The 22,056-nt window shown below is 57.4% G+C and carries 28 protein-coding genes and 1 tRNA gene; 16 read left to right on the forward strand and 13 right to left on the reverse strand.

The annotated features are described in order from the left end of the window. Window positions 1–4: 4 nt before the first annotated feature. Window positions 5–76, forward strand: a tRNA-Gly gene (locus tag MCP_RS13455). A 193-nt stretch (window positions 77–269) separates the two neighbouring features. On the opposite strand, the gene MCP_RS16200 is transcribed toward MCP_RS13455, so the two are convergent. The 3 genes from MCP_RS16200 to MCP_RS13465 form a co-directional block, all read right to left on the reverse strand. Next, complete coding sequence (locus MCP_RS16200; protein WP_269445988.1) at window positions 270–395, reverse strand: hypothetical protein; 126 nt, start codon at window positions 393–395, stop codon at window positions 270–272. Window positions 396–750: 355 nt separating this feature from the next. Then, on the reverse strand, window positions 751–1,338 hold the full coding sequence (gene trmY / locus MCP_RS13460) for a tRNA (pseudouridine(54)-N(1))-methyltransferase TrmY (RefSeq protein WP_128567288.1): 588 nt from the start codon (window positions 1,336–1,338) through the stop codon (window positions 751–753). A 34-nt stretch (window positions 1,339–1,372) separates the two neighbouring features. Next, complete coding sequence (locus tag MCP_RS13465) at window positions 1,373–1,804, reverse strand: hypothetical protein (protein ID WP_128860076.1); 432 nt, start codon at window positions 1,802–1,804, stop codon at window positions 1,373–1,375. A gap of 152 nt (window positions 1,805–1,956) precedes the next feature. Between MCP_RS13465 and MCP_RS13470 the strand changes: the two genes are divergently transcribed. Further along, window positions 1,957–2,367, forward strand: a complete 411-nt coding sequence (locus MCP_RS13470; RefSeq protein ID WP_012901399.1) for a hypothetical protein — start codon at window positions 1,957–1,959, stop codon at window positions 2,365–2,367. A 7-nt stretch (window positions 2,368–2,374) separates the two neighbouring features. Here the strand turns inward: MCP_RS13470 and MCP_RS13475 are convergent, their stop codons facing one another. Both MCP_RS13475 and MCP_RS13480 read right to left on the reverse strand, forming a co-directional pair. Further along, window positions 2,375–3,022 carry a hypothetical protein gene (locus MCP_RS13475; protein WP_128860077.1) on the reverse strand — a complete coding sequence of 216 codons (648 nt, stop codon included), beginning with the start codon at window positions 3,020–3,022 and terminating at the stop codon, window positions 2,375–2,377. A gap of 113 nt (window positions 3,023–3,135) precedes the next feature. Further along, window positions 3,136–4,464, reverse strand: a complete 1,329-nt coding sequence (locus tag MCP_RS13480) for a signal recognition particle protein Srp54 (protein WP_012901401.1) — start codon at window positions 4,462–4,464, stop codon at window positions 3,136–3,138. A gap of 118 nt (window positions 4,465–4,582) precedes the next feature. On the opposite strand from MCP_RS13480, the gene MCP_RS15475 reads away from it, so the two are divergent. The 6 genes from MCP_RS15475 (at window position 4,583) to MCP_RS13510 (ending at window position 9,566) form a co-directional block, all read left to right on the forward strand. Then, window positions 4,583–5,203, forward strand: coding sequence for a hypothetical protein (locus MCP_RS15475; RefSeq protein WP_012901402.1), 621 nt, complete (start codon window positions 4,583–4,585; stop codon window positions 5,201–5,203). A gap of 420 nt (window positions 5,204–5,623) precedes the next feature. Further along, a complete protein-coding gene (locus MCP_RS15760) occupies window positions 5,624–5,767 on the forward strand; it encodes a hypothetical protein (RefSeq protein ID WP_158301495.1) in 144 nt (47 codons plus the stop codon). 69 nt (window positions 5,768–5,836) lie between these two features. Beyond that, window positions 5,837–7,003, forward strand: coding sequence for a tRNA uracil 4-sulfurtransferase ThiI (thiI, locus tag MCP_RS13495; protein WP_012901403.1), 1,167 nt, complete (start codon window positions 5,837–5,839; stop codon window positions 7,001–7,003). A 19-nt stretch (window positions 7,004–7,022) separates the two neighbouring features. After that, complete coding sequence (locus tag MCP_RS13500) at window positions 7,023–7,382, forward strand: DUF2209 domain-containing protein (RefSeq protein WP_231845217.1); 360 nt, start codon at window positions 7,023–7,025, stop codon at window positions 7,380–7,382. Beyond that, the gene (hflX, locus tag MCP_RS13505; RefSeq protein ID WP_012901405.1) at window positions 7,375–8,637 is read left to right on the forward strand and encodes a GTPase HflX; all 1,263 of its coding nucleotides are present in this window, start codon (window positions 7,375–7,377) and stop codon (window positions 8,635–8,637) included. The genes MCP_RS13500 and hflX overlap by 8 nt, the downstream gene beginning before the upstream one ends. A 26-nt stretch (window positions 8,638–8,663) precedes the next feature. Further along, the gene (locus MCP_RS13510; RefSeq protein ID WP_012901406.1) at window positions 8,664–9,566 is read left to right on the forward strand and encodes a ketopantoate reductase family protein; all 903 of its coding nucleotides are present in this window, start codon (window positions 8,664–8,666) and stop codon (window positions 9,564–9,566) included. Between the two features lie 17 nt (window positions 9,567–9,583). On the opposite strand, the gene MCP_RS13515 is transcribed toward MCP_RS13510, so the two are convergent. Then, entirely contained in the window at window positions 9,584–9,796 is a 213-nt protein-coding gene (locus MCP_RS13515) for a histone family protein (protein ID WP_012901407.1), read from the reverse strand. Between the two features lie 153 nt (window positions 9,797–9,949). Between MCP_RS13515 and MCP_RS13520 the strand changes: the two genes are divergently transcribed. After that, window positions 9,950–10,582, forward strand: coding sequence for a tetratricopeptide repeat protein (locus MCP_RS13520; protein WP_012901408.1), 633 nt, complete (start codon window positions 9,950–9,952; stop codon window positions 10,580–10,582). 32 nt (window positions 10,583–10,614) lie between these two features. Here MCP_RS13520 and MCP_RS13525 read toward each other — a convergent pair whose 3' ends face one another. Beyond that, window positions 10,615–10,821 (reverse strand): hypothetical protein, encoded by a 207-nt coding sequence (locus MCP_RS13525; protein WP_012901409.1) that lies wholly within the window; start codon window positions 10,819–10,821, stop codon window positions 10,615–10,617. A gap of 89 nt (window positions 10,822–10,910) precedes the next feature. Between MCP_RS13525 and MCP_RS13530 the strand changes: the two genes are divergently transcribed. Together MCP_RS13530 and MCP_RS13535 are read left to right on the forward strand one after the other, a co-directional pair. After that, window positions 10,911–11,714 carry a uridylate kinase gene (locus MCP_RS13530; protein ID WP_012901410.1) on the forward strand — a complete coding sequence of 268 codons (804 nt, stop codon included), beginning with the start codon at window positions 10,911–10,913 and terminating at the stop codon, window positions 11,712–11,714. Between the two features lie 82 nt (window positions 11,715–11,796). Next, a complete protein-coding gene (locus MCP_RS13535) occupies window positions 11,797–12,708 on the forward strand; it encodes a substrate-binding domain-containing protein (protein ID WP_012901411.1) in 912 nt (303 codons plus the stop codon). 54 nt (window positions 12,709–12,762) lie between these two features. Here the strand turns inward: MCP_RS13535 and MCP_RS13540 are convergent, their stop codons facing one another. Then, window positions 12,763–13,110: a 4a-hydroxytetrahydrobiopterin dehydratase gene (locus MCP_RS13540; protein ID WP_012901412.1), complete on the reverse strand. Its 348-nt coding sequence runs from the start codon at window positions 13,108–13,110 to the stop codon at window positions 12,763–12,765. Window positions 13,111–13,185: 75 nt separating this feature from the next. Here MCP_RS13540 and MCP_RS13545 point away from each other — a divergent pair, with 75 nt between their 5' ends. Beyond that, window positions 13,186–13,947 carry a TatD family hydrolase gene (locus MCP_RS13545; RefSeq protein WP_012901413.1) on the forward strand — a complete coding sequence of 254 codons (762 nt, stop codon included), beginning with the start codon at window positions 13,186–13,188 and terminating at the stop codon, window positions 13,945–13,947. A 422-nt stretch (window positions 13,948–14,369) separates the two neighbouring features. Here the strand turns inward: MCP_RS13545 and MCP_RS13550 are convergent, their stop codons facing one another. Next, on the reverse strand, window positions 14,370–16,349 hold the full coding sequence (locus tag MCP_RS13550) for a monovalent cation:proton antiporter family protein (protein ID WP_012901414.1): 1,980 nt from the start codon (window positions 16,347–16,349) through the stop codon (window positions 14,370–14,372). Between the two features lie 130 nt (window positions 16,350–16,479). On the opposite strand from MCP_RS13550, the gene MCP_RS13555 reads away from it, so the two are divergent. After that, on the forward strand, window positions 16,480–17,112 hold the full coding sequence (locus MCP_RS13555) for a DUF120 domain-containing protein (RefSeq protein ID WP_012901415.1): 633 nt from the start codon (window positions 16,480–16,482) through the stop codon (window positions 17,110–17,112). Beyond that, complete coding sequence (ribB, locus tag MCP_RS13560) at window positions 17,109–17,852, forward strand: 3,4-dihydroxy-2-butanone-4-phosphate synthase (RefSeq protein ID WP_012901416.1); 744 nt, start codon at window positions 17,109–17,111, stop codon at window positions 17,850–17,852. The genes MCP_RS13555 and ribB overlap by 4 nt, the downstream gene beginning before the upstream one ends. Before the next feature lie 599 nt (window positions 17,853–18,451). On the opposite strand, the gene MCP_RS16260 is transcribed toward ribB, so the two are convergent. The 4 genes from MCP_RS16260 to spt4 form a co-directional block, all read right to left on the reverse strand. After that, on the reverse strand, window positions 18,452–18,601 hold the full coding sequence (locus MCP_RS16260; protein WP_394296156.1) for a 30S ribosomal protein S27ae: 150 nt from the start codon (window positions 18,599–18,601) through the stop codon (window positions 18,452–18,454). A gap of 94 nt (window positions 18,602–18,695) precedes the next feature. Continuing rightward, window positions 18,696–19,007, reverse strand: coding sequence for a 30S ribosomal protein S24e (locus MCP_RS13570; RefSeq protein WP_012901418.1), 312 nt, complete (start codon window positions 19,005–19,007; stop codon window positions 18,696–18,698). Window positions 19,008–19,084: 77 nt separating this feature from the next. Continuing rightward, the gene (locus MCP_RS13575; protein WP_012901419.1) at window positions 19,085–19,627 is read right to left on the reverse strand and encodes a GTP-dependent dephospho-CoA kinase family protein; all 543 of its coding nucleotides are present in this window, start codon (window positions 19,625–19,627) and stop codon (window positions 19,085–19,087) included. A 2-nt stretch (window positions 19,628–19,629) separates the two neighbouring features. Further along, entirely contained in the window at window positions 19,630–19,854 is a 225-nt protein-coding gene (gene spt4, locus MCP_RS13580) for a transcription elongation factor subunit Spt4 (RefSeq protein WP_012901420.1), read from the reverse strand. 135 nt (window positions 19,855–19,989) lie between these two features. Between spt4 and coaBC the strand changes: the two genes are divergently transcribed. Both coaBC and MCP_RS13590 read left to right on the forward strand, forming a co-directional pair. Next, a complete protein-coding gene (gene coaBC / locus MCP_RS13585; protein WP_012901421.1) occupies window positions 19,990–21,204 on the forward strand; it encodes a bifunctional phosphopantothenoylcysteine decarboxylase/phosphopantothenate--cysteine ligase CoaBC in 1,215 nt (404 codons plus the stop codon). Next, on the forward strand, window positions 21,201–22,037 hold the full coding sequence (locus MCP_RS13590) for a pantoate kinase (protein WP_012901422.1): 837 nt from the start codon (window positions 21,201–21,203) through the stop codon (window positions 22,035–22,037). Before coaBC ends, MCP_RS13590 begins: the two co-directional genes overlap by 4 nt. Window positions 22,038–22,056: the final 19 nt, after the last annotated feature.

A 22,056-nucleotide genomic window follows, 5' to 3' on the forward strand; every position in this document is an offset into this window, starting at 1 on the left:
AAATGCGCCGGTAGTGTAGTGGTTATCACTATGGCTTGCCAAGCCATAAACTCGGGTTCGAGTCCCGACCGGCGCACTCGTCGTTTTATCCCTCTCCGAAGGAGAGGGCATTTTAAAAAGTTTTTTGAAAGGCCGGCGGAAAACTTTTTTTCAAAAAAGTTTGCCTGCCAAGTCTAGAAATTGTTCTGCTCTACGGGCTTTTAGAACTAGCTGGACTTCGGTTTTTTCTTCTTTCTTTTCGCGGGTCGACGCCTTGCCTGATGGCAAGGCTACTCGGCGTTCCGGGTGCTTCGCCGCGCGGAGCGCTCGTGACTAATGTCGGGGCCGGGCTTGCACCCTACTCGCCCGGCCGCTGATGCGGCGGGCTCGTACGCAAGCCCTGCTCGAATTGGCATCAGCCAAAAGCAGCGTTTTATCCTTCGGAAAAAACGCTCATTACCCCGCCATCTCCGCATCGGCCTGATGGCCGACTGATGCCCGGAACGCCTCGACGACCGCGGACTCACGTTATAATAGGTTTGCATCGCTACATCTATGGTTCGTTATTTTATTCGTTTGCCATCAGGCGATCATGCTTCGGGGGTCGGCGAGGGGGCGGAGCGAAGCGAAGTCCCCCTTCAGCCTCAGTAAAAGAAATAAGGGTGCCTAACCATCGTGATCATCGCTGGCCTAACCTTCGATTTTCTTCTTGAACCCGAAAAGCCTCGACGACCGCGGACTGACCCTATTCAGGGTAAATGAAAAAGGTTCTTATTTTACTTCCCGAAGGTCTAACTCATGGTTTACCATCACGATACAATGGTCGGCATGGTACAGCTTTTTACCCAGGCTGACCTTGCGTGCCCCTTTCTTCTCTAAAATGGCCTCTTCTTCGGGCGTCAGGTTCTGGTGGTCGCTCAGCACGTAGGCCTCGTCGCCCTTGAGATCGGCCTTACGGATATCCTCGCCATCCTCATGCAGGTAGACGATGTTATCAAGGCTTTCGATCACATCAGCGAATGAACACTTTGAAATGTGCACTCCGGGAGTCGACTCTTCCTCCCCGGTGGGCGGGGCGCCCTTCTCCAGCGCCTTCTTGATGAGAGCGGCGGCGCTGCGCTCATCGGGGCTCAGGTAGCGGACCTTTTCGCCGTTGAACCGTATCGTCACCGGCGGGCTGGGGTCGCCGAGCAGCACGGCGCAGGTGTCCACGTCACGGCGAAGGTCGTGCGATAAGAATAAGGAGGCGTTGATGCACCGGGCGATGATGTCCATGCGGCCGGCGCCGCCGGGAAGATCATTTAAAGAAAATTTGGGAGTGGTGACGGCCTTATGGGCCACGATGACGAAAGTCCGCATACGCAGTATCATCTCCGCCCGGCCGCTATAACCGTTACGGTCTGGAAGAGAGCCAGCCGAGCAGGCCGCCGGCACTGGTGGCGTTCATTGTTGCATTATTCGCGGGAGCGCCCTTCACGGTAGTCGCATTTTTAGCGCCCGGCGCAGGCCCGAAGCCAGAGACCTTATTGCCGAAGGGCAGCGAGGAGCCGAAGCTCAGGTGATTACGGAACGCGTCCGCGCCGTAGGCGCAGCCCGGATAGACGAGCCTGGCACGGTCGACTGGGGGGTAGCCCCACTGGAGCGTGCCCGGAAGCATGGCGTCGTACGGGGGCGGAAGCGCGGGGCCTCCGCACAGGTTAGGGCAGCCCGACTCCGGGGGAACGTAACCCATGATCGGCCAGTACCATCCACTGGCGGGCATTATACCCAGAGGCAAAACGAACATTAAAAGGACCATCAACATCAGCAGTCGCTCCGCACGCACAACCCCATCTCCAGATAAGCTTCTATGCCGGGAAGCAAAAAAGATTGCCTGCCCGTAAAGCGGATTTAAAAGGGCGATCATCGATTAAAATATGATAACATTTATATTTAACGTCGGAAAACCACTTCTTTGTTAACGGAGGGTATCTAGAGGTGAGAGCATATTTAGCGTACGCGGCGACGATAGCGCTTTTACTGGCCTTTGCCGCACAGCCGGCGACGGCCTTTACAGGCATGGGCATCCCTTACATATCGAGCTGCGGATTCCTCTATATGCAGCCCTTCTCGGCAGCGGACCTCACGATCATCGAGTTCAACTCCGCCAGGGCCGCCACCCATGACTTCGAGACGATAGACATCGACTTTCCTCTTTTCACGGACAGCTTTACGGCAGGCCCGACTGCCGGGCAGGTCGAGTCTGGAGATGCCGCCCTCGGCGCCGGGTCGACATCCAATATCCTCCCGTTCGGCCCCGTGAGCCTGGCGTTCCCATCTATCGGGCAGACCGCCTTCCGGCAGGCCGAATATGAGCGGACGTACTTCTACATCGACTCGATCGAGTAGTCACGCCTCAGTATCCATAGCCGATGACTCTTATGGCGACGTTCGCGCAATCGCCCCCCGGGAGCTGCAATCCCATGAGCCGGCCATAGGCGTTCGTGGCTATGCCGTGAGGGTGCTGGTACATCATGTCTCCGAGAGGCCTTCCCAGGAGAAAGGTATGGTACGGGTCGTTCAGCGGTATACTTTTTTCAGCCGTTACTTCGGCCTGAGAGCCTGCGGGCACATCGCCGTTCAAGGGCGCGGCCACGCTCGTTTCGTTGCCCCGGCCGGTCTCGCTCTCGAACTCCGGCTCGGTGATGTTCTCGGCGTATCCGGGCACTACGCCCTCGCCCGATATGCTGACCGTGGTCAGCCGCGACGGGTCATAGGGCGCCGTAGAAACGTCGGCGGCCATATAATACTCCCCCGAATAGTCGATCACCCGGTTACCCGTGGCGTTGAGCGCGTCCAGGCTCCCGTTGCCCAGCCCGACGTTGCCGAGCATGTTCGTGGAGTTCCACCCCAGCGTATCCCGGATGAATAACGGGGCGCTGCCGCTCACGTTGAAGCCCTTCATCTGCCATGTGTTGGGGCCGGACGTCGTATAGGCCGTGAGGTTCGCCCTGGCCTCCGCCGCCGGCGCCTGGAACGAGATGAGCCACGCCAGCAACAGCACGGAAAAAAATATAGCTGGCGCTTTTAAATGGCGATAAGGTCCAATCCCCATATTAGCTAAATTAGCTTACGTAATATTATGCGTGACCTAAATTAAAAACGAAAAAACAGAATTTACTTAATGTTCATCTGCTTCATGATCTTCTTCAGGTTCTTGTTACTCTGGCCGCCGCCCTTCATGCCCTTCATGGCCTTCTGCATCATCTTGTGGTATTTTAATAGCTCGCGCACGTCCTCCGGAGCCCTGCCCGAGCCCATGGCTATGCGGGCGATACGGCTGCTCCCGATGAGCTTCGGGTCGTCCTTCTCATCCTCGGTCATCGAGTCCATGATGATGCGGTAGCCCTGCATCTTGTCCTGGGTCATCCTGTAGGCGTCGTCCGGGATATTTCCCAGGCCACCCAGGGGAAGCATCGACATGATCTGCTTCAGGGGGCCCATCTTGTTGATGGCCTCGAGCTGCGAGTACATGTCGTTGAGCGTGAACTTGCCCGTCATCATCTTCTCGACGTTCACGTCCTTCTGCGAGAGCACCTCGTTGGCCTTCTCCACGAGCGCCTTCAGGTCGCCCATGCCGAGCAGGCGCGAAATGAAGCCGTCCGGGTCGAAGCGCTCCAGGTCGTCCGGGGTCTCGCCCACGCCGATGAAGGCGATGGAGGTGTTCGTGTCCGAGACTGCGGAGAGCGCGCCGCCGCCCTTTGCCGTGCCGTCCAGCTTGGTGATGACGACGCCCGTGATGCCCACGGCATCGTTGAACGCCTTCGCCTGCTCGCTGGCCTGCTGGCCGATGGCGGCGTCTAACACTAAAAAGCGGTGAGTGAAATTCGTGAGCCCCCAGATGTCCTTCATCTCTTTTATTAGCTCGGTCTCGAGGGCATGGCGGCCGGCGGTATCGACGATCCTGACGTCGTATTTCTGGGTCTCCTTCAGCCCGTTCCTCACGATGGCGACCGCGTCCTTGTTGTCGCGCTCGCCGTAGAACATGACGCCCAGCTTCTCGCAAAGCTGGCTTAACTGGTCGTAAGCGCCCGGCCTGTACGTGTCGGCGCAGATCACGGCAGGCTTGAGGCCCTTACGGGAGAAGAAGCGGGCCAGCTTGGCCGTGGTCGTGGTCTTGCCCGACCCCTGGAGGCCCACCATCATGATGGTCTGGGGCTCCAGCGCGATGGGCGTGGCCTTGCCAATGATATTGACCAATTCGGTATACACGATGCGGAGCACGTGCTCCCTGGAGTCCATCCCGGCCGGGGGGGCCTCGGTCAGCGCCCTCTCCTTGATACGGTTCGAGAGCTTCATGACCAGCTTCACGTTGACGTCGGCCTGGATCAGCGCCCTCTGGATGTCCTTCACCACGTCGTCGATTATTTCCTTGTCGATCTTGCCGGCGTTGGCGAGCTTCTGGATCGCGCTCTTCAGCGAAGACCCGAGGTTATCGAGCACCATGTTATCCTCTTGAAAATTCCAGCTTAATTCTGGCTCATTGACTTATAAACCTTATGTACCGTATCAGCAACTTGGTTATATACTTTAAGGGTTTGTCAATACAATAGGAGTGATGCTTATGGAATTTAAGGTTGCTTTGTTTGTTTTGGCTCTGGCCGGGGTTTTGCTTGTTTCGGGTTGTACTTCGCCTTCGGCGACTCCGACCGCTACGCCTCAGGCCTCTATTGAGGCGACCCCGACGGCGACTCCCATCGCCAACGCCTCGACGCCGACGCCTGCACCGTCCGAAACGGCGACACCCGTGCCTTCGGCGACCCCGACGCCCGCGGCGGCTCCCGCATACACGAACGGCTCGCCCGTGGCCGTCTCCGACATAAAGATCAACTGGGACACGACCACGTACGACGGCATGGCCCATCAAACGGCCACGATGGCCGTGGATAACGTCAACAAGGATAATCTCACCATCGGCGTCGTCGTGCTCTACAAGGTGTCCACGCCCATGACCATCATCAACCCGGACGGAAGTACGCAAAACCTGACCAACACGATCACCAAGCGCCAGGACCTCGGGACGATGCAGTGGAACGACCACGAGGACCTCACGTTCGACGTGAGCCATAACAAGAACGTGCCCGTGACCATCACCATCGAGGTACAGTGGCGGGGCGGACAGGCCGTGGTCTTCGAGAAGACGCTGACGATGGCCGACCACAATTTCGGCACCTTCGAGTTCTAAAGGGCAGGCTTTCCTGCCTATTTTTGGTTAAAGCCCCTCGAAACTTTTAAAGAATACTCGAAGACGTTTTCAGCCACGAAGCGTCTCGAAGAGGGCGTGAAGTGGCACTAAGATTTTCCTATGAAAGATTCTCGAAAAGAGGAGATATCAAAGGATATTTTCAATTTCGAGAAATTTTCATCTATTATGCACGAGCCCACGGCTCATACGCGTTTTTTTAAAAAATTGATTATGAACATTTTCTTTAATAATCAGTTAATGATATACAATACTTAAAGAATCTTAGTGTAACTTCAGGCCCTCTTCGAGTCGCTTCGTGGCTGAAAAAGTCTTTGTGCATTCTTATTATTTTTCGAGTCGCTTATCCGGGAGCAAACGACTTAAGTAAGAGCAAGCCCTTCTCATACGGGGAATTGGATTATGCGCTGTTTAATGTGCGAACGCATGTATAGCGAAGAGAATGGCGACTCGGCGGAAGGCTTCTGCAGCGAGTCCTGCCGGCACGTTTACGAGCACCTCTATAGCATGAGCGAGATGGCCGCCGCCACTAAGCTAAAAGCATAGGTATCGGCCCTTTTTATTTTGCCGCGTCCCATAATGCTTTAACGTGTGGCGCGCATAATGTTCCAGCGTATGGATTTTCATTGCGTCATGGTGCGCTATGGCGAGATCGGCATTAAGAGCGAGCAGATCCGCGCTAAGTACGAGCGCCTGCTCGTTAAGAATATAGAGGCTATGCTCCGCGAGAATGGGATCCCATTCGAGGATATCGTCAGGGAGCGGGGCCGTATCTTTGTGTTGAGCGGCGACCGGCGGGCACCGGATATCATCGCGCGCGTTTTTGGGGTCGTCTCCTCGAGCCCCGTCGCCGTTACGGGCACCGACATAAAGGACGTCCAGGGGACGGCGGCCGCCCTGGGCCGGGAGACCATAGGCATGAACAGCTCGTTCGCCATCCGGGCCCGCAGGGCGGGGGATCAGCCCTATACATCACAGGAGATAGGGCGCATGTGCGGCGATGCCGTGTTCGAGGCCGTCAGGGAGCGTAATCCCCGGGTCGACCTGAAGGGCCCGGACCACGAGATATTCGTGGAGATGCGGGAGAGCCGGTCATATGTCTTCTCTAAGATCATCAAGGGAGTGGGTGGCATGCCCATGGGCTCCCAGGGAAAGATGGTCGCCCTCATCTCGGGGGGAATAGACTCCCCGGTGGCGGCGTGGCTCATGATGCGCCGGGGCTGCGACCTCATACCGGTCTTCTTCAACAACGGCAAGTTCTCGGATAAGGACTACACCGAGCGGGCCATGGATACCATCAAAAAATTAAAGGAGTGGGCCCCTGGCCGAACTTTCAAGATCTACGAGGTGCCCCACGGCGACTCGCTCAGGGAGTTCATCGACCGGGGCAACGTGAAGTACACCTGCGTGTTCTGCAAGCACATGATGTACAGGACGGCCATTGAGATCGCTAAAAAAGAGGGCGCCCACGGCCTCATCACCGGCTCGTCGCTGGGGCAGGTGGCCTCGCAGACGTCGGATAACCTCATGATCGAGCACTACCGGATCGACTTTCCCATTTACCACCCGCTCATCGGGCTGGACAAGAACGAGATCGTCGAGATAGCGAGAAAGATCGGCACCTACGATATCTCGGTGCGCCCGGCGACGTGCTGCAAGGCCGTGCCGAAGCACCCGTCCATCCACGGGCAGCTCGAGGAGATCGAGCGCATCGAGGCGGATTTTGACATGAAGGCGCTGGCCCGCCGGGAGCTCGACGGGGCCGTCATGACTACGCTGTAGGTGGCTTTGCTTGAAGGTCGTGGCGGTGGATATCTCGGGCAGGCATAAGCTGGCTGATGGCCGATACCATCTGGTATGCGTGGCCGTGTCGGCCGTCCTCTCCCCGTTCGACGTCGAGAAGATCGAGGACATGCGGATATACCACGAGGAGGCGGACGACGTTTCCGTGGAGACGGTCGCCGACCTGATCAAGCGGGCGGCCACCCGGTACAGGGGGGCTGTCGTAACGGAGCCCGGCGAGTTCTACAATTATCCGGAGTGGCGGGTGGAGGCCATACTCGGGAGAAAGTTCAAATACGCGGAGAGCGTGGGCGAAAGAAAGGCCATCGAGGTCGCGCACCACGTTTCGCTGGCCGTGCACAGGATGCTTCATGAATAGTGACGTAAAAGGGGTTTTGCTCGTTAAGCGTATTCAGCCAGGCACTGACGGTAGCCTCGAAGAGCTTGAAGAGCTTTCGCATTCCGCCGGGTATGAAGTGCTCGGGGAGGTGACCCAGGTCCGGACGCCCGATAAGGCGTTCGCCGTGGGCCGGGGGAAGGCGGAGGAGATCGCCGCCCTTGTACAGGAGCTGAAGCCCGAGAAGGTGGTCTTCGACGAGAAGCTCAACGCCGTCCAGATATACAATCTTTCCAAATTGTGCAGGGTCGAGGTCATCGACCGCTTTAACCTGATCCTTGAGATCTTCGCCAGCCGGGCTCGCACGAGGGAGGCGAAGCTCCAGGTGGAGCTGGCTTCGCTTATCTACGAGCGCCCGAAGGCCCGCATGAAGGTCACGCTCGCGAAGAGGGGCGAGCAGCCCGGGTTCAAAGGCCTCGGCCGGTACCAGGCAGACATCTACGAGAGCGAGATCACCGGGCGCATCGCCAAAATAGAGGCGGAGCTGGACGTCATCCGGAAGCGCCAGCACGAGACCCGGAAGCAGCGGAAAGAAAAGGGCTTTGACCTGGTGGCGCTGGCCGGGTACACGAACGCCGGCAAGAGCACCCTCATGAACGCCCTGGTCGGGGAGACCGTAGTGGCGAAGGACCAGCTGTTCACCACCCTCGTGCCCACGACTCGGTCGCTCCAGATCGGGCAGCGAAAGACGCTTTTAACGGACACGGTCGGGTTCATCAAGAACCTCCCCCACTTCATGGTGGAGGCGTTCCGGTCCACGCTCGAGGAGATCTACCTGGCCGACGTCATCATCTTAGTCGTCGACGTGAGCGAGCCTCCGGAGGCACTCGTGGACAAGCTGGTCACCTGCCACGACACCATGTGGGACGAGATCGGCCCCGTGCCCGTCATCACGGCGCTGAACAAGAGCGACCTTATCACTGAGGAAGAGCTCGAAGAGAGGAAGCAGGCCATCGTGCACCTGGCCCCTCACCCCGTGGTCATCTCGGCGAGGACCGGTGAGGGGCTGGACGAGCTGAAGCAAAAGATCGGCAAGTACCTGCCGAAGTGGACATCGTCCGAGGTCGTGCTTCCCCGCACGGTGGAGGGCCTGTCGATGCTCTCGCAGCTCTATGATGAGGCCATCGTGCACCACGTCGATTATAGCGACAGCACCATAAAAGTCAACCTCGAGGCCAGGGAGAGCGTCCTCCGGCGGCTCGGGAAGCGCCTCGACAGCCCCGCCATAAATCCTTAATATGGCGGCGGCACTATTCTTCTAGCATGAAGATCTCGGTCGTGGGCGCGGGCGCGCTGGGCACTTTTTATTGTGCAATGCTTTCCTCGTCGGGCCAGGACGTCACGCTGGTCTGCCGGGAGAAGGACGCGGCCGCGTTGAGTAAAGGTATCCAGGTTACAGGCGCCGTTGAGGTTTCAGCAACTCCTTCTATCGCTACTTCTGTACCGTCGTCAGACCTTGTCCTCGTCACCGTAAAGGCGTACGATGTGGGAGATGCGGTCAGGGGCATAAAGCCGAAGCCCGGCGCCATCGTGGTAGTCATCCACAACGGCCTGGGCCCGGACGAGGCGGCAGCCTCTATCATTGGTAAGGGCCATGTTGCAGTGGGCGTCTCATATAGCGGCGTAACGTTCATGGGACCGGGCAACGTGAGGCTTGCAGGATATACGGAGACCGTGCTTGGCTCCGTAGAGCCTGAGGTGGCCACACGACTGTCGGTTGTTCGTGAGGCGCTTGAAAAGGCGGGATTAAAAGCCCGCATCGCCGGCGACATCAGGGCCGCCCAGTGGGAAAAGCTGTACGCCAACATCGCCATCAACCCGGTCACGGCCATCACGGGACTGAACAACGGCGCGCTCCTCGAAGTGCCGGAGCTGAAAGCTCTTGTCGCGAACGTCGTAAACGAGGCCGCGCAGGTCTCGAAGGCCATGGGCATCGTGACAAGCGTCGACCCGCTGGAGAATACCTATAAGGTAATAAGGGACACGTCCGGAAACCGCTCTTCCATGCTCCAGGACGTCACGCGCCGGAGGCGCACGGAGATCGATGCGTTAAACGGCAAAGTGTGCGAGCTAGGCCAAAAACACGGCGTGCCCACGCCTTACAACGACACGATAACGTCACTCATAAAGGGGATAGAGCATAAAAACATGGTACGGGGCCAATAAGAACCCCGCAAAATATTTTAAATAAGCCTCTGGGAAGCCAGCTTGATATCCTCTTCCTTGACCGTCTTACGGCCGGCATGTTTACAGAGCTTAATGGCTTCCACCGAAACTTTCATTCCATAGTCCTCCAGGATCGAGGCAAGGGCTTCCTTGGCATCCTCACTGACCCTGTCTGCGCCCGCATTCCTGATTATCCTGTCAACTGAAGCAACTGGAAGTTCTTTCATCATATTCCACCTCCTATCTCGAAAATAGGGGATAATTCGTCTACATATTAGTTAAAAACCACTCTATATATAATTTATGGTAAATCGAGGGTTATTTAGGCTTATTAGGTGATTATTAAAGTTATTAAGGCTTTATAGCGATTTTACATAAAAATTATGATTGAGAAGGTTTATCCGCTATGGCCCACAATATACGAGAGGATCAGAGGCGTAAAGATGGTCAAGGCTACGAAGGTCACGAAGTCGGGAAAGGCATCCCGCTCGCCGAAGGCGGTCAAGGCCCCGGCAAAGAAGCCTGCTGCAAAGAAGGCCCCGGCAAAGAAGCTGAGCAAGACGAACCTGGACGAGATGTTCAAGGCGGCCGTTTCCAGTAACGAGTCCTACCAGGCGACCGACGATGACTACGATAAGGCCATCGAGCACTTCAACGGGATCATCCGGCTGCTCGACGCCATCATAGCCATCGACCCGTCGTACAGGAACGCCGTGAACTACAAGGGCATGATGCTGTACGGCTGCGGCCGCATCTCCGAGGCCATCGAGTGTTTCGAGCTCATCCTCAAGAATAACCCGGTCGATAAGGAAGCGCTGAATAATAAGGGCATCTGCCTCTACGGCCTGGGCCGGGACGAGGACGGCCTGAAGTGCGTCGAGGCGGCGATCGCTGTCGATAAGCGCTACGCTGATGCCTATATGAACAAGGCCATTATCCTGACGGGCCTGGGCCAGGTCGAGGAGGCCGATAAGGCTTTCCGTAAGGCCAGGGCGCTCGACATCGTCGTGGGCTGAGCCTTAAAAAATTTTCAATTCAGGGATACCCGTTATTCTTCTTTTTTCTTACCGCTGCGCTCACGTTCCGGTAGATAGACGACATGTGCGCCCAGGTCCTTTGCGATCGTTTCAATGTCCACTTTCCGCAGGTGGTCGGCGTGGAACCGCAGTTCGCCTCCCTGGGACGCGATGACGCGGAAGCGGGGGTTGCGGCTTCCTTCCTTGCTTCGGGTACGTTCTCTCACGTAAATCTTCATGGTCACACTCTTCTTACCAGTAAAAGTTATTATTTTATACTATTTATTATTAACACTTTATAAAGAATCTTATCCACGAGGTATCATCGTTGAAGCGTAAAGAGATCAGGTCAAGGCTTACTGGTGAAACGCTTGTCAGGAGGACGCTGGTCGAGTCGACCGCCATAGAAAAGCCCTACCGTGTCACGCCCGAGCTGAACGTCATCAAGATAGGCGGTCATGGTGCCATCGATTATGGCAGGGAAGTGGTCATACCGCTCACAGAGGAGATCGGGCGCCTCTCGAAGAAGAACCAGATACTCGTGGTCACTGGCGGCGGCACCAGGGTGAGGCACATCATGGACATCGGCCTGGACCTGGACATGCCGACCGGCGTGCTCTCCGAGCTTGCGGGCAAGGTAAGCGAGCAGAACGCCATCATGATCTCCATTTTACTGTCAAAATACGGCGGCGTGCGCATCAAGCGGGACGACCTTTTAGAGCTACCGATGCTCTTCAGGATGGACTGCCTGCCCGTCACGCACGGCACCCCGCCATTCGGGCTCTACGAGCCACCTCCGGAAAAGGGCAGGATACCCGCTTTCCGCACCGATACGGGGGCGTTCCTCATCGCCGAGACCATGGGCGCAAAGCGCTGCATCTTCGTCAAGGACGTGGACGGCCTCTGCACGGAGAACCCTAAGAAAAATAAGAAGGCGAAGCTGCTCAAGGACGTCGCGGCGGAAGAGGTGCTCTCGATGGGCATGGAGGACATGGTCATCGAAAGGAAGGTGGTGGAGCTGCTCCGGTATGCCGTGAACATGAAAGAGGTGTACATCGTCAACGGTATGCGCCCGGAGAACATCGCCCGCGTCCTCAAGGGAGAGAACCCAGGCACCATCATACGGGCATAAATTTTTTTACTGGCGCTGGTAATTACTTTTGGTTACGCTACGTTTATTTAGTAAGCACCATTAAATAAGGGAGAGGTATTATATGTCTAATAAATTAATGAAGCTCTTTATCATAACAATGGTCTTTCTAGCCATTGCAGTGCCCCTGTCCGGCTGTACGACCGAGCAGGGCGCCACCGCGACGCCGACGGCGACGCCGCTGCCCAGCACGGGGCCGGCCCAGACGCTAAAGCTCGCCACGACCACGAGCGTGAACGACTCGGGCCTGCTCGGCTACATCCTTCCCGACTTCGAGAAGGAGAACAACGTTAAGGTCCAGATCCTGTCGGCCGGCTCCGGCCAGGCGATCGCCTACGGCACCAGCGGCGACGTGGACGTGCTCATCGTGCACAGCCCGGCGGCCGAGAAGACCTTCATGGACCAGGGCCACGGCTGGAACAAGACCCAGATCGCCCACAACTTCTACGTGATCGTCGGCCCGGCCAGCGATCCCGCGGGCATCAAGGGACTGAACGCCACTGAGGCATACTCGAAGATCGCAGAAAAGCAGGTTCCCTTCGTAGCGAGGCAGGACGCTTCGGGTACAGACTCTAAGAACAAGGACATATGGAACAAGTCCAGCCTGAAGGCGGTCCCGTCGAACAAGACCAACTCCTGGTACATCGGCACCGGCACCGGCATGGGCGACGCCCTGCGCCTGGCCAACGAGAAGCAGGCCTACACGCTGAGCGACATCAGCACGTTCCTGTCCCTGCAAAAGAACCTGGACCTCGTGGTGCTCGTCGAGAACGACCCGTCGATGCTCATCAACAAGTACGACGTGATCGCGGTCAACCAGACGGAGTATCCGTCGGTCAACTATCCGATGGCCAAGAAGCTCGTCGATTACCTGACCAGCCAGTCGTGCCAGCAGAAGATCGCCAAGTACGGGCAGGCCCAGTATGGCAGGCCGTTATTCTACGCGGACCTGCTGAACAACACGACCTCCAAGTAAGATCATAAGGCATGGCAGCCCGGGGGCGCTCACCTCCGCCCTCGTCCTTATTTTTTATCTCCAGCGTTTTTGACTATCGTAAGCTTTCCCCATCTTCGCCGCCAGGATGAAGTCGTTCTCTGTGAGGCCTCCGCAGCAGTACGTATAGAGCGAAAGCCGCATTTTGTTATAGTCCTCGATGCACACGTCCGGCGTGTGCTCCTCCTCGGCGGCGATGACCGCTATCTTATTCAGGAAAGAGACGGCCTCCATGAACGTGCCGAACTCGTAGTTCATCAGCAGGCGGCCGTTCTCTATCCTCCAGCCGGGAAGCTCCTTGAGTAAGTCGAGCGCGTCTTTCTCCGCGAGAGGTCGCTCATTCTCTCCCATACACGGCCTGCATCGCCTGTCCACAAGCTGCATCAAAAAGGAGTCATGGCGCAGGATTAAATCGTTAATCGCAAAACATATTCGTGTACCTGCCATATACGATATGGAATGATCGACACTCATACCCACGTGGATACCCGGCCCTACGAGGATTTCGAGGCCATGGCCCTGGCCGGCATCACCGATGTGCTAACGCTCGCCCATGACCCGATGCGCATGAGCTCCAGCGTCGTTCTCAGGGACCACTTCGAGCGATTATTCGCCGAAAGGGAACGCGTCGAGAAGTCAGGCCCCCATCTTCACGTGTGCCTTGGGCTGCACCCGCGGATCAAGCCGGATGACCCCGATAAATGCCTTGCTTTGCTCGAGTCTTATCTCGTGAGGGGCGACAGGAAGGCCGTCGCCCTGGGGGAGACGGGCCTCGAGACGGGCAGCCCGTTCGAGATAGGGCTGCTGGAGCGGCAGCTTGACCTCTCGGTGAAGTATCGCCTGCCGATCATCGTCCATACGCCCCGGTCGAATAAGCTAATGGTCACCCGGGACATACTGGACATCCTTTCCACGCGCCCTCTCGATAAGAAGAAGGTCATCGTCGACCACGCTGACGGGGGCACGGTCGCCCTCATACTGGACGGGGGCTACAACGCCGGGCTCACGGTCCAGCCGTCGAAGCTCACACCGTCGCAGGCGGCCGATATCGTCGAGCATTATGATGCTGGCATGCTGGTGCTGAACACCGACGCCTCGTCGAACCCCACGGACGTGCTGGGCGTGCCCCGCACTGTGCTCCTTCTCAGGCTGCGTAAGGCGGACGAAGATAAAATAAGACTTGTTGGCGAGCTTAACGCCAGGCGGATATTCGGGCTTTGATGGCTTCTTTGCTATTTATCTGGTCATTGCTTGTATAATAATCGCTTGATATTGTTGCGATTTATAAAGCTAAGTTGATCTGCTCCACTTTGAGGCACAAAGAGTACAGAGGCACTATTCTCACCACAATGGCACGGAGTTCACGAAGGCTCACTAAGACTTTTTTTTAGATGGAGGGACAGAGGTCACAAAGAACGGTTCATTGGCGTCAGGGCACAAAGGATACAATGGCACAATGAATGAACATGCGAACACTTTTTGCCATCGTGTCATTGTCCCCTTTGTGCCTCTTAACCCAAAAAGCCTTCTCAGTGGCCTTAGTGACTCAAATTAAAAAGAAAGCTTTGTGAAACTTGGTGCGCTTCGTGCCATTGTGGTAAAAATAGTGCCTCCGTAAGCTTAGTGCCTTAAAAACCGTGCCATCAGGCGGGGCGCCCGAACAGCGCCGACGCCCCGGATAATTTAGCGGGCTCGCCGAACACGAAGAGCCAGTCGCCGGGCATCAGTCGGGTATCGGCATCAGGGTTATAGATCGTCTCGGCTCCCCTCTTCAACAGCAGCACAGTAACGCCGTACTTCTTCCTCAGCTCGACGTCCTTGATGGTCTTGCCGGAAGCGGCCGCGCCCTCCTTGACCTGGATCGTGCTGACCTCCACGTTCCAGGCCGGAGTATCGAGGTCCGACAGCACGTAGCCGTTCGGCCTCTTCCGGAGCGCCTCGTAGCTCTCCGAGCGGAGCTCCGCGGTCATGGTGTCCACGCTCTCCCGGGGCACCAGGTACTTTTTCAGGACCCTGGCGAATATTTCGAGCGAAGTCTCGAACTCCTCGGGCACGACCTCGTTGGCGCCCATGTCGTACAGCGGCCCCATCTCTTTAAGGTAGCGCGTCCTCACGATGATGTGCACCTTGGGGCTCATCTCCCGGACTGCAGCCGTGATCCTCCGGGTGGCGTTAGCGTCAGATATCGCGATCACCGCGACCCGGGCATACGGGACGTTGGCGTGCTCGAGCACCTTCTCGTTCGTGGCATCCCCGTAATGGATGGGCTCGCCTTTTTCCTTTTCGACGGCGACCGTATCGGGGTTCATCTCGATGATAACGTAAGGCACGCTGGCCGCCTTCGCCGCCCGTGCCAGGTTCCGGCCGTTGAGGCCGTAGCCGATGATCACGAGATGGTCATTCGCAGTCATCTTCGCCGATCGTATATCGCACGAGTTTTCGATGAAGCGCTGCGGCAGGGGCAGCTTACAAATTACGTCGGAGACGCGAGGGGAGAAGTTGATCAGGAAGGGCGACAGCGCCATGGTCAGGATGGACGTGGCCAGGAAGAACTGGTACATGTCCTGGCTCAATAATCCGGTGTCGACGCCGAGCTTCGAGAGGATGAACGAGAACTCCCCGACCTGGGACAGCGCGAACCCCGTCAGCACGGCGGTCCTCATCTGGTATCCCAGGGCGATCGCCGTGCCGCCGGCCAGGATAGCCTTGACCACGAGGACGGCGACGACAGCCAGGAGAATGACCGCGGGGTTGTCCAGCACGAACTGGACGTCCAGCAGCATGCCGATAGAGACGAAGAAGAAGCTGGTGAACACGTATCGGAAGGGCAGGATACCCCCCAGCGCCTGTGTGCTATATTGCGATTCTGAAATAATTAAGCCGGCCAGGAACGCTCCCAGCGCGAGCGAGAGGCCGATGCTCGAGGTCAGCCAGGCCATCGCGAGTAAAAGCACGACGACGCTCAGCATGAACAGCTCCTGGCTCCTTGTCCTGGCCACCCTGTACAGGACCTTGGGCACCAGCCAGACCGTGCCGACGATCACCAGTACGACGAGGCCGACCACCTCCACGAGGAGCAGCGGGATCGACTGGAGCAGGGTGCTCGAGCTGCCGGACAGGAACGGTATGAGGAGCATCATGAGGACCGACACGATGTCCTGGAAGATCAGTATGCCGACGATGATGCGCCCGTGGGGTGTGTCCATCTCGTCCTTTTCCTGGAGAAGCCGGAGCACGATGGCCGTGCTGCTCAGCGACACTAAAAATCCGGCCATTATGGCGGTGTTCAGCGATACGCCGAGGGCCATTGTGATGAGGAAGGTGGCCGCGAACGTGAGAAGCACCTGCAGCGTGCCGCCGACGAAGAACTGTTTCTTTAGCTCGATCAGGTTCTTGAAGGAGAACTCGATGCCGATGGTGAACAGCAGCAGCACGACGCCGATCTCGGCGAGAAAATCGATCTCCTGCATGTTGGTGAAGATGCCGAGCCCGTAGGGGCCGGCCATGATGCCCGTGAGGAGGAAGCCGATGATCTCGGGTATCTTGAAACGGTAGCAGATGAGGAGCACGGCTATCGCAAATGCCAGTAATATGCTGATGTTCCTGAATAGTGTTACGTCCATCCGTATACCTGCTCGTGCACCGTAAATGATGGGGCATGTAAAATAAATTTTTCTGAGGCGATCCGGCAAACGAGAAACATTATATATTCGCTTATCATACATGACAAGCATCTTAAATTTGAGGGACCACATGGAAGTCGAGATACTGAAGCGGCTCGCGCTCATGGGCGCCGTAAAAGGCCAGGTCAGCCTTTCGTCGACCAGGCTGGGCTCGACCATCGGCATGAGCCCCCAGACGGCGGCCCGCCGCCTCGTGCACCTCGAGAAGCAGGGGTACATCCGGAGGACGGTCACCACCGAGGGCCAGGACGTGCGCCTCACCGACCGGGGCGTCTCGAGGCTCAAGTCCGAATTCATGGACTATAAGAAGATCTTCGAGGACGCGCACGAGCAGCGCTTTAAGGGCCGGGTCACGACGGGCCTCGGCGAGGGCCAGTACTATATTTCGCTGGACGGCTACCGGGACCAGTTCATGAAAAAGCTGGGCTTCGAGCCCTACCCGGGCACGCTGAACTTACAGCTGAAAGAGCCCTTCGCCCAGCACGACTCGTCAGCCGTCAGCATCATCGGCTTCAAGGATGCGGCCAGGACCTTCGGCGGCGGCAAGTGCTATCCCGTGACCATCGGCGGGGTCAAGGCGGCCATCATCCGCCCGGACCGCTCGAGCTATCCCTTGAATTTAGTCGAGATCATCGCGCCCGTGAACCTGAGGAAAACGCTTGGCCTCAAAGACGGGGACGAGGTAGAGGTGACACTGGAATGATTCAAGAAGCGATCAAGGCACTACAGGACGGGCAGCCCATACTCTTATACGACTTTGACGATCGTGAGACCGAGACCGATATCGTGATACCTGCCGAGCACACCACGCCTAAGGAAGTATACCGCCTCAGGCGTGACGCCGGCGGCCTGATCTGCACGGCCATCGATCCTATCATTTGTGACAGGATCGGCATCCCATACATCGTGGACGTGCTGCGGTTCGCGGGCAACTCCGGCAACGGGTTCAAGGCCATCGAGTCGATCTATGAGCGCGTTGGCGACATCCCCTACGACGCGAAGTCGTCGTTCTCGCTGTGGGTGAACCACCGGAAGACCTTCACGGGCATCACCGATAACGACCGCTCGCTCACGATCACAAAGCTTGGAGAGATCACGAAGAAGGCCATGAACGGCAACAAGGTCAACTTCGGCGCCGAGTTCCGCTCCCCCGGCCACATGCCCCTGCTAAGGGCGGCCCCCGGCCTGCTGAAAGACCGGAGAGGCCAGACCGAGCTCTCCATCGTCCTGGCGAGGGCGGCCAACATCACCCCCGCCATGGTCATGTGCGAGATGCTCGACGGCGAGACCGGCAAGGCCCTCAAGAAACAGGACGCCATCGCCTACGGCAAGAAGCACGGCCTCGTGTTCATCGAGGGTAAAGAGGTCGTGGACTACTTTAACCGGGAGATGGCCAAAGTCATAGCGTCGTCTAACGGTAAAGTGCCCCAGAGCACGACATAACTTTTTCTTATTTTTAAATTTAACGGTTCTTGTGTGTTTTTGGGATGATATATTGCTTTGGCTGATGCCTTCGCTCGTTTTTATGTTATGCCGTCGTTGAGTATTCCAACCACAGGGGCACGGAGAGCGCTGAGTTTCACGGAGTTTTCTTATAAATGGAGACCCAGAGGCCACGGAGTACGGGTTTATAACATTCCCGGGGCACGGAGTTGAAAGAGGCACTGCCGAGGATAAACCGCATTATTGTTTATTGGTCAACCGAGCCTCAATAAACTCTGTGCCCCAGGCAAACTAATAAACCGGCCTCTGAGCTCTCTGGGTCTCAAATTATAAGAAAACTCTGTGAAACTCCCGTGCGCTCCGTGCCCCTGTGGTTGGACCACTCAACGACGGCATAACTAGAAAAGAATAAAAAAAACATTCATCACAAAACCGCGGAAGAGTCAATTTAACTAAATAGCGAATGATAAAAGGTTTTTGCGCGCCGCCATATACGGGGTAATACCTGCCCATATAGACGACGCACCTATAATCATCACCCGACTCGGGGGAGCGTCCTCGTCGGTGATAGTTATGGCCACAAATACTCTACGTCTGATCTACTTCTTCTTGTACTCGGTATAGCCGCACTTGCCGCACGATAAACGGTCCGCGTGGCTCGCGAGGAATACGCCGTCGCCGCACCTCGGGCACGACTGGCCCTTGCGCACGACCTTACCCTCTTTCACTTCATACATGCGGGACTTCAGGCCCTTGCCCTTAGCGCCGCCCTTTGCGCCGCCCTTTGCGCCGCCCTTTGCAGGTGCTGCTGCTGGTTTCTTATCTGCCATGTTCAAGCCTCACTTACTTCTTCTCTTCTTCGCCTTCTTTCTTCGGCTCTTTCTTGGCGTTCCGCTGCACGATATGCTCGGTCTCGGTCTTCTTCATGTGCTCTTCGGTCTCGTAGATCTTGGCGTAGCCCTTGGTCTCGCGCCTGCCGAAATCGGACCTCATGTGGTCGACGATGACCAGTTCCGGCTTCGAGTTCAGGTAGGCGGCGATCTTCGCCTTGATCTCCTCCCTGGACGGGGTGCCCAGGTTGTGGGAGACGCTGAACTTGACCTCGCGCCTCTGCAGGAGAGGGTTCTTCTTCTCTTCAAGTACTTTTATGTCCATTTCTATCACCAGATTGCTCCAGTTGTGTTTTCATATTACGGGCGTACAATGTATATATAATTTTACTGGCCTGAGCGCTACTCCGTCACGGAGTTATTACTCCGTACCATCTGTTCCATGAGCGACAGTGTCTCGCGCTTCTTCTCGGGCGTGACCTCGACGGCCACGACGCCCTCCTTTGGCTGGCCGTATAATACTAGTGAGCCGGCGGGCGCGTACTCGCACGCGGGTATGACCGCCAGGTCCTCCTCGCCGTCCACGAAAATGCGCACGGGCCTCGGGGAGGCCATGTTATTCTTAATGGCGTCGATGAGCTCCTGCGTGATGACACCCGCAGGGTTCTTGACGACGATATCGACGAACGACTCGTGGGCCGTGCCCTTCCTGACCTCGTGGGCCACGGGAAGGCGCATGGTCATGTCGTCGACGATACACATATCCGGCACGATGCCGGCCTTTAAAAGATGGTACGCGGTCACGTCGCCGATGGCGATCACTTTGGGCGCGCCCTTATAGCTCTCGACAACGCCCCTGAGGCACGCGTCGTCCTTACAGCGATAGAGCCTGCCGAACGGCGTTTTCAGCCTGTCCCGAAGCGCCGCCGTCAGCCGGTATGCCAACTTTATCGCACCTTCAGCGCGAACTTGCCGGGCCTCTTGATGCCCATGAGCTTAGCTATCTCGGACTTCAGCGGGTCCACGATGACTAAATAGCCGCTCCAGTCCTCGCTCAGCGAGCTCGACTGGCACATGGGGCACACATCGCCTTCGACGAGGCTGTGGCACTCCCTGCATGCCTTCAGGTTGCTGCCCTTCTTCCGGGCGCGGGAATCTTTGCCTTTGACCATTTATAATACTCCTAAAATGTTGATTGCCTCAGGTAACTGTGACGACATACTTACTTTGAAGTATATATAGATTAGGTCAGCCCGATAGAAACGTTAATGTCTCTCGTGCCCCGATATTAATTCGAGGCCTTAGCTATGGATATCTCTCACCCCACGCTCGATCTGAAGTCCACGAAGAGCCGTTCCCTGGACGGCAAGCGCATCGTCTTTTGCATTACGGGCAGCATCGCGGCCGTAGAGACTGTGAAGCTGGCCCGGGAGCTCATCAGGCACGGCGCCGAGGTGCAGGGCGTGATGAGTAAGGCGGCACAAACCATCATCCATCCGTGGGCTCTGGAGTATGCGACCGGCCGGAAGGCTATTACAGAGATCACCGGCGACGTGGAGCACGTCGCCTACTGTGGGCAGCGTAAGGAGGCCTACGACCTGCTGCTTATCGCGCCGTGCACGGCGAACACCATCGGCAAGATCGCCTCCGGGGTGGACGATACGCCGGTCACTACCTTTGCCACCACCGCCATAGGCTCGAAGATGCCCATTATGATCGTGCCCGCAATGCACGGCTCCATGTTCGAGCACCCTCTCGTGAAGGAGAACATTCGGAAGCTGGAAGGCATGGGCATCACGTTCATCATGCCAAAGATCGAGGAAGGCGCCGCCAAGATCCCGCCAAACGATGAGATCGTGCTCAGGGTGGAAAGGGCGCTGTCAAGGTCGCCCCTCAGGGGCAAGAAGGTCCTCATCACCAGCGGCCCCAACTTCGAGGCGGTCGACCCGATACGGGTGCTCACGAGCCGGAGCACGGGACGCATGGGAGACGAGCTGGCGCTCGAGGCTTACCGCAGGGGCGGCGAAGTAACGGTGGTGCACCGCTCGAAGCTCAATGTCCGGGGCATCAGGGACGTGTTCGCCGACGGCTTTAGCGATATGAAAGACGCCGTCCTGAAGGAGCTGGAGAGCGGCTACGACATATACATCAGCGCGGCGGCCATCTCCGACTTTACCGTGGACCCCGCGTTCGAAAAGCTCAGCTCCGCAGCGCCGGTAACGCTGAAGCTCAAGCCCGCGGAGAAGCTCCTCGACCGGGTAAGGCACGACTATCCTGGAGTGTTCATAGTTGCGTTCAAGGCCGAGACCGTGGGCGACGATGAGCTGATCGACCGGGCCGTGAAGGCGATGGACCGCTCCATGGTGAACCTGGTGGTCGCCAACAAGTTCGGCGGGGTAAGGGACCTCGAATATAACGAGGCATATATCATCAAGCCGGACGGCAACATCGAGCACGTCTCGGATAAGAAGAGCGTCGTGGCCTCGAAGATCATTGACGCCGTGTCGGAGTACTTCGAATGATCGGCAAGGCCTTCGCGCCCTCCCATATCACGGGCTTTTTTTACGCTCACGACGATCCCGACCCGCTGAAGATGGGCTCCTGCGGCTGCGGCTTCACGCTGGAGGCGGGCGTCCACACGGCGTCCTGGCCCTCGAACGCGACTGAAGTATACGTCGATGGCATGCCTTCTGAGGCGTCCACGACGCGCACGGTCATCGAGCTATTGACAGATAAGCCCGTCCACGTCGAGAGCGACATGGACATGCCCGTAGGGGGAGGATTCGGCGCCAGCGGCGCCGGGGCGTTCAGCACGGCCCTGGCCGTCAACAGGGCGCTCGGGCTGGGCAAGACATATAACGAGCTTTCGTATGCCGCCCACGTGGCCGAGGTGAAGAACCGGACGGGCCTGGGAGACGTGGCCGGCATGACGCTCGGCGGCCTGGTCATCCGCCTTGTGCCGGGGGCACCCTTCACGCTTGACCGCATCCCCGTCGAGGCGAAGGATATCTACTGCGTCCATTTCGGGCCCATATCGACGAAGAGCGTCCTCTCGGACCCTAGAGAGAAAGCGCTCATCAACGAGGCGGGAAAGAAGTGTCTCAAGGAGCTATTAAGACAGCCGACGTTCGAGCAGTTCATGCGCCTCTCCCGTAAATTTTCGGTGGATACCGGGCTCATCAGCCCGAAAGCATTGGATACGGTGGAAGCGGTGGAGGCGTTCGACGGCATGGCATCCATGGCGATGCTGGGGGACACAGTGTTCTCCACCATCCCGGAGGGGCTGTCCGGGAACGTTATAAAGAGCAGGATAAGCCTTTGCGGGGCACGCCCCATCGGCGCCAACAACGAATAGTCCTCCGCCTTTACTTTTT

The sequence above is a fragment of the Methanocella paludicola SANAE genome (genome assembly GCF_000011005.1).
GTDB lineage: Archaea > Halobacteriota > Methanocellia > Methanocellales > Methanocellaceae > Methanocella > Methanocella paludicola.